Genomic DNA, 11,209 nt, shown 5'->3' with positions numbered 1-11,209 from the left:
CGGTAACGCTTCAGGAAGGAGCTGTCGAGGGGCTTTTCCGGCGCTTTCCAGGAGGCCCGGCGTTTTTCCATCTCGGCCTCGTCGATATTGACGGAGATTTTTCGGGCCGGGATGTCGATCTCAATGATGTCCCCTTCACGAACCAGAGCGATATTGCCGCCTAAAGCCGCCTCCGGGGAGACGTGCCCGATGGATGCGCCTCTGGAGGCTCCGGAGAATCGCCCGTCGGTGATCAGAGCGACGCTTTTGTCGAGGCCCATACCCGCCAGGAGCGAGGTGGGACCCAGTTTTTCCCGCATTCCCGGGCCGCCCCGGGGGCCTTCATAACGAATGACGATCACGTCGCCGGGGGCGATTTTCTTTCCCATGATGGCGGTGGTGGCGCCTTCCTCGCTGTCAAAAACCCGTGCGGGTCCGCTGTGCTTCATCATTTCCGGCAGCACGGCCCCCTGTTTGACCACACAGCCCAGAGGGGCCAGATTTCCCCTCAGAATCGCGATGCCCCCCTCCTTATGAACGGGGTTGTTTACGGGGCGAATGACCTCTTCATCGGCGATGACGGCTTTTTTCAGGTTTTCGGCGACGGTGTCGCCCGTCACGGTCAGAGCGGAGGCGTCCAGGAGCTTCGCTTCGGCCAGACGCTTCATCACGGCCTGCACCCCTCCGGCCAGGTAAAGGTCGTACATGTAATATTTGCCCCCGGGACTCATGCTGCACAGGTGAGGCGTGCGCCGGCTGACCTCGTCGATGTGCTCCAGAGGAACTTTCATGCCCGCCGCGTGGGCGATGGCGGGAATGTGAAGACAGGTATTGGTGGACCCTCCAAGGGCCATGTCCACGGCCAGTGCGTTGTCGATGGCCGTTTGGGTGACGATGTCCCGCGGTCGGATGTTGCGCTGAATCAGGGTCATGATCATGCGCCCCGTCTCCTTGGCCAGCCGCTCGCGCTCGGAGTAGACCGCGGGGATCGTGCCGTTTCCGGGCAGAGCCAGCCCCAGGGCTTCGATGACGCAGTTCATGGTGTTGGCGGTAAACATTCCGGCGCAGGACCCGCAGGTGGGGCAGACTTCACGTTCCACCCGGTCGAGTTCCTCGTCGTCGATCTGGTCGGCCACGCGTTTACCCACGGCCTCAAATACCCCGGAAAGGTCGATGGGACCTCCGTGCAGCCGCCCAGGGATCATGGGGCCGCCGCTGACGATGATGGCGGGAATGTTCAGCCTCAGGATGGCCATGGTCATGCCCGGAACGATCTTGTCGCAGTTCGTGACCAGCACCAGCGCGTCCAGTGCGTGAGCTTTCGTCATCACCTCAATGGAATCCATGATCAGCTCCCGGCTGGGGAGCGAATACTTCATCCCTTCGTGGTTCATGGCGATGCCGTCACAGACTCCGATGGACGGAAATTCCAGAGGCAGGCCGCCGAATGCGTAAATGCCCGCCTTCGCGGCGGCGGCCAGACGGTTCAGGTGGATGTGCCCCGGCGTAATCGCGTTGTAGGCGTTGACCACGCCCACCCAGGGCCGGTCGATTTCCCAGTCGGTATAACCGTTGGCGTACATCAGCGAGCGGTGCGGCGCCCGCTGAATTCCCTTCTTTGCTGAATCGCTTTTCATTGCAGAACTCATTTTCTGTCCCCTCCTGTTTTGACCTCACAGCGACCCGTACACGAGGCGCGGTAAAACCAGTGATATCCATGGAATCCAGGTGATAAGCAGCAGAACCAGAATCAGCGCCGCGACCATGGGTACGATGGTGCGGCTGATTTCTTCGAGAGAGAGGCCGGTGATGGCGCTGGCGACGTAGATGTCGATAGCGACGGGAGGCGTGGCCATGCCGATAGCCAGCCCCACGACCAGAATCAGCCCGAAGTGAATCAAATCGCCGCCGAGCCCCATGATGGTCGGCAGAAAGATCGGCGTCAGTATAATCAGGGCCGAGGCCGTCTCCATGAACATCCCCGCGATCAGAAGCATGACCACGATCATCAGATACACCGTGAAGGACGTGTTTCCGGCGATTCCCAGCATGAACCTGGCGATTTTGTCCGGAATTTCGTAGAAGGCCAGCTCCCAGCCGAAGATTTTCGCCGTGGCGATGATGAACATGATCAGAGCCGAGGTGACTCCGGCGTTGACCACCAGCCGATAGACCTGTTTCAGGTCGAGAGTTTTGTAGACGAACAGGGCGACGAAAAGGGAATAGGCCACGGCCACGGCCGCCGCCTCGGAGGGCGTGAAGAACCCCGAAAAAATGCCTCCCAGAATCAGAATGGGAGTCATCAGACCCCACAGAGCTTCGATGAAGAGTTTGAATTTGACTCTGCCGCTCACCTTTTCACTGGCGGGATACCCCCGTTTGCGGGCGATGTGGAGAGCGTAGACGATCAGGGCGCCGCCCATAAAAGCCCCAGGAATGAAGCCCGCCATGAAGAGTTTGCTCACGGGAACGCCGACGATGACGGCATAGAGGACCATGGGAACGCTGGGCGGAATGACGACGCCAATGGTTCCTGCCGCCGCGATGAGGGCCGCGGAGAAGTCCAGGTCGTAGCCCTTTTCCCTGAGCTGGGGCAGCAGGGCCGATCCCACGGCCGCCGTGGTCGCAGCGCCGCTGCCCGATATGGCGGCGATGAACATGGAGGCCACCACCGAGACGATGGAAAGACCGCCTCGAATGCGTCCCAGCGTGGCCTCCGCGAAGGCGACGATCCGCTCGGAAATTCCCCCTCTCGCCAGAAGGTCTCCGGCGAGGACAAAAAACGGTACGGCCACCAGAGCGAAGGAGTTTACTCCGGCAAAAAGCGTCTGAGGCAGAGCCTCCAGAGGCATTTCGGAAAGAACCATCACCAGCGTGGCCGCCGCGCCAATGGCGAGGGCGATGGGAACGCCCAGCAGCAGCAGCGCCAGAAATGAAACGATCAGGAGCGTACCCACGTTACTCGCCTCCCCTCAGCAGTTCTTCGATTCGGGCGGCCAGATGCAGGATGACGATCAGTCCGGTCAGGGGAAAGATAAGGTAGATCCACCCCATGGAAATCGTTATGGCTGTGGCCGTCTGGGCCCGTTCCTGCCAGCAAAGAACGGCTCCGTACCAGGCGACGACGGCAAAAAACGCCGTCCCCACGCAGGCAATGCCGATCATGCAGAGTTTCATCAGGGGTTTGGGCAGGAGATTCAGCAGAAATCCCACCGCGATGTGAGCGCCCCGTTTGAAGGCCACCGCCGTGCCGAGAAAGGAGGCGGCCACCAACAGAAAACAGGTCAGTTCTTCGGACCAGGTGAGGGCCCGAAACCACAGACGAAAGACGATCTGCAACATCGTGACGACGGTCATGGCGATCAGCGTCACGAACAGAAGCATTTCGCAACAGGTGTTGACGCGATCGCTCCAGGTTTTCAGAAACGAGGCCGGAGCGGTTTCTCGACGTTCTTCCATGACGAGAGTCGCGGCTTTATTTCGTGTCGATGATGGACTGAATCAATTCTTTCCCGTACTGGGGCTCGTATTTTTCGTAGACGCTCTTTACCGCCTCACGGAAAAGACCGAGATCGGGATTTTCCACCACCTGCATCCCCTTGTCCTTCAGCTCCTGAAGCCAGCCCGCCTCCATTTTGTTGTCGATTTCCCGATTGTGAAGGGCGGCGGCCAGTGCGGCTTCCTGCACGATCTTCTGCTGGTCGGCCGGAAGTTTGTTCCAGGTCCTCATGCTCATCAGAATGACGTTGGGGGCGTAGGCGTGTCTCGTGATGGAAAGATATTTGTTCGATTCGTTGATGTTGTAGGCGGCGATAACGTTCAGCGGGTTTTCCTGCCCGTCGATGGTTCCCTGCTGCAGGGCGGTCAGAGCCTCCGTCCAGGCCATGGGAACGGCGTTGGCTCCCAGAGCCGTGAACGCGTCGATGTAGATGGGGTTCTGCATGACGCGGATCTTGAGGCCCTTCACGTCTTCGGGGACGTTGACGGGTTTTTTGCTGTTGGTCAGGTTGCGAAATCCCCGTTCACCGTAGGCCAGGCCTTTCCAGCCCAGTTTTTCCATCTCTTTGAAGAAGCCCTGTCCCACGGGGCCGTCCAGAACCTTATAGGCGTGCTCCGGGGTGCTGAACAGGAAGGGAAGATCCAGGACGCCAAAGGAGGGGAGGAAGTTGATGACCGGGCCGCCCGTGATGATTCCCATGTCGACGGTGCCCATTCTCAGGCTTTCGAGAAGGTTGCGCTCGTCTCCCAGCTTTGCGTTGGGATAAATGGTGACCGTGACCTCGCCCTTAGTTTGAGCTTCGACCAGCTCCTTAAATTTCAGTGCGGCTTCGTGGAAAACGTCCTTTTCGTTGATCGCGTGTCCCAGCTTCAGGTTGACGTCCGCCGACGCCGTTCCGGAGAACAATACAAAACTTACTGCCACTGCAAAACACATTGCCAGTACAAAATACGTCCTTACGCTCTTTTTCACTCCGCAACAATTCACAGCACTGCACCTCCCGGTAGGATTTTTTGATGAAACAGTGAAAATGCTTTCCCCAAACAAAATCTCCCGCAAAACTCGAAACGTCCTGTATGAATAATAACGCCTTCACTCCTCGGCGTTGGGGGTGAAGGCGTCTCGTTCGGTCTTTTGATGTACCGGAGAGTTTATTTCTTTGGAAAGTCCGGTCGGTTGTTTTCGGCCCCCTTCAGGGTATTGTGCCAGAGAAACTGCTGGCTGGATGCTATTTCGCCGCTGAGCGGGATTTCTACCCAGCCCCAGGGGGTAATGAGGATAAACCGCAAAATAATGCCCTGCTCCGCGAGGGCGTTGACATGAGCCGCGTAACGCATATTGTCGCCGAAGATGAAGCTGTCGCTGATGACCCAGACCCGTTTGCAGTTCTGACGGTTGAAGAGAGCCGCGTAGTCGATGGCGGTGCGCACGCCGCTTTCGTAGTCCGGGGGATTGACGCTGACCACGAGAACGTCGGCGCGGCCCTCCGGCCGCCGGGTGTTGGGGATGAGATCGACGTAGCGCTCGAGGCTTTCCAGATCTTCGAAAAGACGATCCATGTCCATATCGCCGCCGTCTTCGAACATGGCCGTAATGGGATCCATGCCCTGCTCGGCCGGCGCGTTCACGGTATTCAGCATCCAGTTCTGTATTTTTGTGATGGCATCAAGAATATACTGAGGATATTCCGTCTCAGAAATAGCAGAGAGCAGGCTCCTTACGGTGAGGTCTTTTTCCGTATGTTTTTTGTCGTGGTTCATCATTTCCAACAGGCGCCTCCTTTTCTGTCCCGTATTCTCGAACTCGTCGCTCCCAAACTCAGGCAAGTATAGCATACTTTCTCCGGGGATTCTCCGCCCGCAATTTTTCGTGATATTGCATTCAGTGGGAGACGCAAAAGGAGGTAAATTTCAGATGAATCTTTTGGCCAGAATGAGAAGGGTTCCCACGACGGTGGTCAGGAGAGAATGGCGCTCGCTGACCCAGAGAACCCGCCGGTCGAAAGGGCCGGAGATGTTTTCCTTCGGCCAGCCCTTCGGAAAGAATCGCCCCGTGGTCTCTTTGTAGCGTTCGTAGGGCGAGCCGAATTTTTCCGCAAGGAACGCCTCCTCGTGGGGAACGATGAGAACGGCATACAGCACGATAAACGTGAGGGCAAAAAACACCGTCGGCCAGGGGCCGGCCATGAGACCCCATCCCAACCCGATCAGACCGTTGCCGGCGTACAGGGGATTTCGAATGAAGGCGTAGGGTCCCCAGGTGGTCAGGGCCCTGGCGTCGACGCGCTCGCCCCGGTAACGCCCGATGCAGCCCACGGCCCAGAACCGCAGCGCCTGCCCCGCCAGAACGGGGATAAGCCCCAGCAGGAAGGACCGGCGGGTGGGATGGGCGAAAACGATAATCACCGCGAAAAGCAGAGTCCAGATCCCTCCCCGTAGCTGGAAGGCCTTTTCACGAATCCGTCGCCGAAGGTCTTCTGAAATCATTGAGTGGAGCCGCAGAGTTCGCGGAGATGGCGTATATAAAGGGAAAATCGATCGATTTCCGGTATCAGTGACCCGCGAATGCAGGAGGCCATTTCGGAGTATTTTTTATCTTCGTGGAGGGAGGCCAGATCGTTGATTCCCGCAACGAGGGATTTTTGCAGCGCGTTCAGCCCCGCGGCCTCGGTTTCAAGGTCCACGGCAAGCAGCGTGGAGCATTGCTGAAAGACGGAGATCAGCCAGTCCAGCCCCTCCGCCGCGCTGGCCAGGGTGCTCTGTCCCCGGGAGATCTCCCCTGTTTCGAAGGCGGAGGCGATTTTTTCCATGCCCCCTGTCAGACGGGGAATGTAGTTCACGGCCTCGTCCAGAGACTCGCAGACCAGAGAGCGCACGGAGCCGGAGGTGAAACGCGCTTCCGGATTGCCGGTGATGTTCACGAAAGCTTTTTCGTCCATGGGAACGCCGTCCACCTGGATCTCCATAATGACGCGACCCTTTTCCAACAGGTGCGTCTTCACTCCGGCCAACACCGCGCCGGAATCGGGGGCCTCGGCGAGATCGGGACGTTCCTGGTCGTCGATATATATTTTCATATCTGAAACCTCCATTTCCTCAAAACACAGAAATTGCACTTTTCACGGGTATAACAGAAACTTATTTTAACACAGACGTCACGGTGAAAGAGGCGGAGCGACGTCCACCGACCGGCGTACGTAAAAGGTAATGAAATTTTAAATCCAGGATCGTGAATTTACCGTTGCAGTTGAGGTGTAACAGTCGGATTGACTTTTGTCAATAAATTTATTTACAATGTTTACGTTTATAGAGAGGATGTGGAACGATGGCTCAGACAAACATCAACATTCGTATCGATGAAGATCTCAAGCGCGATTTTGACGCCGTTTGCAATGATCTCGGGCTGACGATGACAGCGGCGTTCAATGTATTCGCCAGAACCGTTGCGCGGCGGAAGGCGATTCCTTTTGAAATCACCGCGGAGGAAGACCCTTTTTTCAGCGAAGCAAACCAAAAAAGGCTGCTCCGGGCGATTGCCGATCTTGAAGTCGGGCGCAACTGGCATGAACATGATCTGACAGAGATCGATTGACAGAGATTGGCTGATGTGATGCGAAAAATGTGGTTCGACGAGGCATGGGCAGATTATCTGTATTGGCAGGGGCAGGATAAAAAACGCTGAAGAGAATCAATCGGCTGATACAGGATATCGAGCGCAATGGATACCACAGCATTGGTAAACCGGAGCCTTTAAAAGACGCCCTCGCCGGATGGTGGTCCGTCAAAATCGACGAGAAAAACCGTATTGTTTTCAAAATTTCCTGCGAAGGCGACGACCAGATTCTTGAAATCTCACAATGCGGTTCGCACTACCGCGATAAATAACTTTTTCAGTTAAAATTATTTTTTCTTAGATTTTTTTCTTCGAAGGGCTTAAGTTCGGTGAGAAATTTCCGAAACACGAAAGCAGGAGACTTTTATCTTTTTGACGGTTCCGAAGCGATGGGATTTTGGTGAGATTTAAATAAACGGGATTTTAACAGGTTTGAATTGAAGCACTGGAGGTGCATAAAATGGCTGATATGGCCGTTTCCGGAGTGGCTTCCGGAATAGACTGGGACAGTATTGTTGAGAAACTGATTGAGAACGCCAGTAAACCGGCTCTTGTTCAGCAGGAGAAACGGGACACGCTGGAGCTCAAAAAGAGCCTTTTCGAGGAATTTCTCGTTTCTCTGCAGGCGGTGCAGAGCGCCCTGTCCCCTCTGAAACTGGCCTCGACGTTCAAGGCGAAAATGGTGGAGATAGAGCGCCTCGACAGCAACGCCAGCTACAAAGGCGTCCTGACCGCCGTGGTCAATTCGGACGCCGAAATCAACGTGCACAATATAATCGTCGAGCGTCTGGCCAAAGCTCAGATCACCCGTTCCGACCAAAAGACGGTGGCCCAGGCCCTGAGCAGCATGGGCGTCTCTGACAGCTATTTTTACATCAACGCCGGAGGTAAAAAGATACGGATCGACGTTTCCTCGTCGGACACCAATCTGGAGGACGTGGCGAGCAGGATCAACACTCAGCTCAAGACTCAGAGTCCGGCCATTGGAGTGACCGCCTCCGTGGTGGACGGCCGGCTTATTCTGAAGAGCGATCAGACCGGACTGGGAACCACCACCCAGGACGTGACCGTAACCCGCACGGCCGGCAGCAAAGACAGCCTGGGATACACCATCTCCGACGGCGCTGCGGTGGTCATCAGTGACGGCAACGGCAACACCTGGACCCAGGGCGTGGACTTCGACATCGTCAACGGAAGCCAGATACGCTGGAGGCAGAACGACTCTCTGGTTCCTCCGCCGGGCGCCACCTACCAGGACACCTACACGGCCTTCGCGGGCGACACGTACAAAGTGACGGCGACGCGTTCGGACAGCGGTTACGTGGACAGCGACGTTCTGCCCTTTACGACGGTGCCGGGCTACTCGGTCACCATCACCTCCCAGGGAGGCGCCATCACCTACACGCAGGGCGTGGATTACAAGGTTGGAGCCGACGGTTCGATCCGGTGGAACAGCGATGATTTTGTCGCGATCCGGCCGGACGCGGGCGAGGAATACGAGGTCACCTACGTGGCCGCCGGCGGCGAACAGATCACCATGGACATCACTCGGAACAACCGGGACACGATCAGTTCGGTAAATTTCAGCGATTATACGGCGGGCTCCGGCGTCGTCACCGATGGAACCACCACCTGGAAGGAAGGCATTGACTTCGACGTTGTCCAGTCCTCTCTGGGCGAGGTCGTCGTTCGGTGGTACGAGGGCGGCGCTGAAACTTCCCCCGTGGCGGGAGGCTCCTACACGTTCAGTTACAAGGATTCGACTACGGGAACAACCCTCACCGCTGCCGGCGTGCGAGACACCAAAGACGTGGCCGACATTCCCAACGGCGGCGAAATACTCGTCGCGAACGGAACCCATCAGATTTCCTATTCCTTCGATGGAACGACGCAAACGATCTGGACCCACGCGGATTTTACTCCCACCGCCGGTTCCGGTGGAAAAACGCTTGAGATCAACTGGAACACTCCCACGGGGACGCCGACGGCCCACGCAAAGGCGACTCCCGCACTGAATTCCACCTATACGGTCAGCGTCACGTCCAACACCAACACCTTCACGCTCACCGACGACGGCAACGGATTCCTTTCCGCCATGGGGCTGGACAAGACGGATGAAGATCACTACACGGCGGCTGTGGACGCGGTGCTGGTCGTGGACGGAGAGAGGGTCACCCGATCGTCCAACCAGATCGGCGAGAGCTACGGCAACGAGCTGATCAAGGGAATGACTTTGCAGCTGAAGGGCGTGGGAGAGGTCTACCTCGACGTCTCTCAGGATGCGGAGACCGCGGTTACCGCGATACAGAGTTTCCTCACGGCCTATAACGAAACCCTGAGCTGGATCGATACGCGCATGACGGAAAAAGAGCTGGACGAAACCAAAAAAGCCACGGTGGACAGCGACGACTTTCGCCTGAAGTGGGGGCTTCTGAATGGAAACTCTCTGCTGCGGAGCTCCAAGGACAGCATGAGAAGGATCACCTCCAACATCTACGCATCGCCCTTCACGACGCGCACCGCCCGCAACGCGGTCTACGGCACCATGGCCCAGAACGGATTCAGCGGAAGCTCGATTATGACCGTCACCGTGGGAGCCCGCACGGCGAGCATCACCGTGGAGCCGGGGGATACCCTTCAGAGCATAGCGGCTAAGATCAACAGTCCCCAGATCAACGGCCAGAACAACCCTTTGTTTTACGATGCCGAGGGCCGGGAATACCCCATTCCCTTCGCGAAGGCCGAGGTCGTGGACAACCGGCTGGTGATCAGCGCGGGGACGGAACGAGAGGTTACGCTGGGAGGCAGTTCCACGCTGCTGAACACGCTGGGGATCGGATATGAATACTCGGCGCTTTCGCAGGTGGGAATCAAATACGCCTCCACGGGGCAGATGAGCGACCAGTCAAAGAGCGGCGCTCTGGACTTTGACACCAGCGTTTTCATGGCGGCCCTGGAGGACAACTCCGAGGACGTTGCGATGCTGATGACCAACTTTGCGGAGACGATGCAGACCTGGCTGGATGATATGATCAAATCCTCCCAGAAAGAAGTCACTACCGGAGTGACCACAGCCCAGGGCGCGGTGGTTCGGGAAATGAACGCAATCGACACCGAAATCGCCTCCATCGACGAATACCTGGAGAAGTTTACGGAACGCCTCCTGGCGAAGCAGACGGCTCTGCAGACGCAGTTCGCGGCGGCGGAAACCAACCTTGCGAAACTGATGCAGCAGGCGAGCTGGCTTGCCAGTGTCACCTCTCAGTTGTCGGCGAATACGGCGTCAAATTCAAGTTCGAGCTAAGGGATCTTCGAAAAAAAGCGGAGAAAAAGAACAGAACAGAAAAACGAAAACCGGGCCGCAGGGTCCGGTTTTTTTGACTTTAAACGCTATTGTGGATTGCGTAATCACGTACTGACAAAAGATGCGTAACACCGGGAACAATGGACAATATTTATATTTTGTATTGACAGTGTAAGCGAATAACTGTATTTTTGTTGTGAAAGGAGGCGAGACGATATGGCTACCACGAGCGTTACCATCCGCATGGACGAGAATCTCAAGAAGCAGGCGGAAACGCTTTTTGAGGATATGGGTTTGAATATGACCACTGCGTTTACCATTTTCACAAAGGCCGTTGTCCGGCAGGGCAAAATTCCCTTCGAGGTTGCAGCCGATCCTTTTTACAGTGAAGCCAATCAGGCCAGGCTTCGTGAAGCTGTCAAAGGATTAAAGGCAGGGCAGGGTATTGTCAGAAAGACGATGGAGGAGCTGGAGACTATGGAGAATGCGTGACCTCATTTTTAAACAAACCGCATGGGAAGATTATCTATACTGGCAGGCAGAGAACAAAAAGATGATCAAACGCATCAATCAACTTTTGAAGGATATAGACCGCAATGAGTATGAAGGATTGGGAAAACCAGAGCCTTTGAAAGGCGATCTCTCCGGTTGGTGGAGCAGGAGAATTGATGAAGCGAACCGCCTTGTGTACAGAATCGAGGACGGTTGCATTGAAATAGCCCAGTGCGGAAGTCATTATCGAGATCGAGGCCTTTGATTTCAATTTTAGATGACACCGTCGTTTTATAAGGTGAAAAAATGAAGAAAAGCCCCGC

Annotated in this window: 12 protein-coding genes; 5 read left to right on the top strand and 7 right to left on the bottom strand. The window is 56.2% G+C overall.

Annotated elements, in window-relative coordinates:
* From ilvD to LBR61_04770, 7 genes are all read right to left on the bottom strand, one after another.
* Positions 1–1,616 (bottom strand): dihydroxy-acid dehydratase (gene ilvD / locus LBR61_04800; protein ID MDR1731394.1); only part of this gene is annotated, 1,616 nt, incomplete at its 3' end.
* Between the two features lie 36 nt (positions 1,617–1,652).
* On the bottom strand, positions 1,653–2,936 hold the full coding sequence (locus LBR61_04795; GenBank protein MDR1731393.1) for a TRAP transporter large permease: 1,284 nt from the start codon (positions 2,934–2,936) through the stop codon (positions 1,653–1,655).
* A 1-nt stretch (position 2,937) separates the two neighbouring features.
* Positions 2,938–3,438 carry a TRAP transporter small permease gene (locus LBR61_04790; protein MDR1731392.1) on the bottom strand — a complete coding sequence of 167 codons (501 nt, stop codon included), beginning with the start codon at positions 3,436–3,438 and terminating at the stop codon, positions 2,938–2,940.
* Positions 3,439–3,454: 16 nt separating this feature from the next.
* The gene (locus LBR61_04785; protein ID MDR1731391.1) at positions 3,455–4,384 is read right to left on the bottom strand and encodes a TRAP transporter substrate-binding protein; all 930 of its coding nucleotides are present in this window, start codon (positions 4,382–4,384) and stop codon (positions 3,455–3,457) included.
* 245 nt (positions 4,385–4,629) lie between these two features.
* Complete coding sequence (locus LBR61_04780; GenBank protein MDR1731390.1) at positions 4,630–5,247, bottom strand: hypothetical protein; 618 nt, start codon at positions 5,245–5,247, stop codon at positions 4,630–4,632.
* Between the two features lie 141 nt (positions 5,248–5,388).
* Complete coding sequence (locus LBR61_04775) at positions 5,389–5,964, bottom strand: isoprenylcysteine carboxylmethyltransferase family protein (GenBank protein MDR1731389.1); 576 nt, start codon at positions 5,962–5,964, stop codon at positions 5,389–5,391.
* Complete coding sequence (locus LBR61_04770) at positions 5,961–6,554, bottom strand: hypothetical protein (GenBank protein ID MDR1731388.1); 594 nt, start codon at positions 6,552–6,554, stop codon at positions 5,961–5,963. Before LBR61_04770 ends, LBR61_04775 begins: the two co-directional genes overlap by 4 nt.
* A gap of 248 nt (positions 6,555–6,802) precedes the next feature.
* On the opposite strand from LBR61_04770, the gene LBR61_04765 reads away from it, so the two are divergent.
* The 5 genes from LBR61_04765 (at position 6,803) to LBR61_04745 (ending at position 11,151) form a co-directional block, all read left to right on the top strand.
* Positions 6,803–7,069 (top strand): type II toxin-antitoxin system RelB/DinJ family antitoxin, encoded by a 267-nt coding sequence (locus LBR61_04765; protein MDR1731387.1) that lies wholly within the window; start codon positions 6,803–6,805, stop codon positions 7,067–7,069.
* 86 nt (positions 7,070–7,155) lie between these two features.
* Complete coding sequence (locus LBR61_04760) at positions 7,156–7,362, top strand: Txe/YoeB family addiction module toxin (GenBank protein ID MDR1731386.1); 207 nt, start codon at positions 7,156–7,158, stop codon at positions 7,360–7,362.
* Between the two features lie 188 nt (positions 7,363–7,550).
* Entirely contained in the window at positions 7,551–10,394 is a 2,844-nt protein-coding gene (gene fliD / locus LBR61_04755; GenBank protein MDR1731385.1) for a flagellar filament capping protein FliD, read from the top strand.
* Positions 10,395–10,610: 216 nt separating this feature from the next.
* Positions 10,611–10,886 carry a type II toxin-antitoxin system RelB/DinJ family antitoxin gene (locus LBR61_04750; protein MDR1731384.1) on the top strand — a complete coding sequence of 92 codons (276 nt, stop codon included), beginning with the start codon at positions 10,611–10,613 and terminating at the stop codon, positions 10,884–10,886.
* Positions 10,879–11,151 (top strand): Txe/YoeB family addiction module toxin, encoded by a 273-nt coding sequence (locus LBR61_04745; GenBank protein ID MDR1731383.1) that lies wholly within the window; start codon positions 10,879–10,881, stop codon positions 11,149–11,151. The genes LBR61_04750 and LBR61_04745 overlap by 8 nt, the downstream gene beginning before the upstream one ends.
* Positions 11,152–11,209: the final 58 nt, after the last annotated feature.

The sequence above is a fragment of the Synergistaceae bacterium genome (genome assembly GCA_031272035.1).
In the GTDB taxonomy this organism is placed as follows: domain Bacteria; phylum Synergistota; class Synergistia; order Synergistales; family Aminobacteriaceae; genus JAISSA01.
This window is presented reverse-complemented; position numbering and strand designations above follow the sequence as displayed.

Excerpts from the sequence above, each read along its gene's own strand:
- LBR61_04790 (MDR1731392.1), bottom strand. The coding sequence starts at position 3,438 with ATGGAAGAACGTCGAGAAACCGCTCCGGCCTCGTTTCTGAAAACCTGG.
- LBR61_04775 (MDR1731389.1), bottom strand. The coding sequence starts at position 5,964 with ATGATTTCAGAAGACCTTCGGCGACGGATTCGTGAAAAGGCCTTCCAG.
- LBR61_04770 (MDR1731388.1), bottom strand. The coding sequence starts at position 6,554 with ATGAAAATATATATCGACGACCAGGAACGTCCCGATCTCGCCGAGGCC.
- LBR61_04765 (MDR1731387.1), top strand. The coding sequence starts at position 6,803 with ATGGCTCAGACAAACATCAACATTCGTATCGATGAAGATCTCAAGCGC.
- fliD (MDR1731385.1), top strand. The coding sequence starts at position 7,551 with ATGGCTGATATGGCCGTTTCCGGAGTGGCTTCCGGAATAGACTGGGAC.
- LBR61_04750 (MDR1731384.1), top strand. The coding sequence starts at position 10,611 with ATGGCTACCACGAGCGTTACCATCCGCATGGACGAGAATCTCAAGAAG.
- LBR61_04745 (MDR1731383.1), top strand. The coding sequence starts at position 10,879 with ATGCGTGACCTCATTTTTAAACAAACCGCATGGGAAGATTATCTATAC.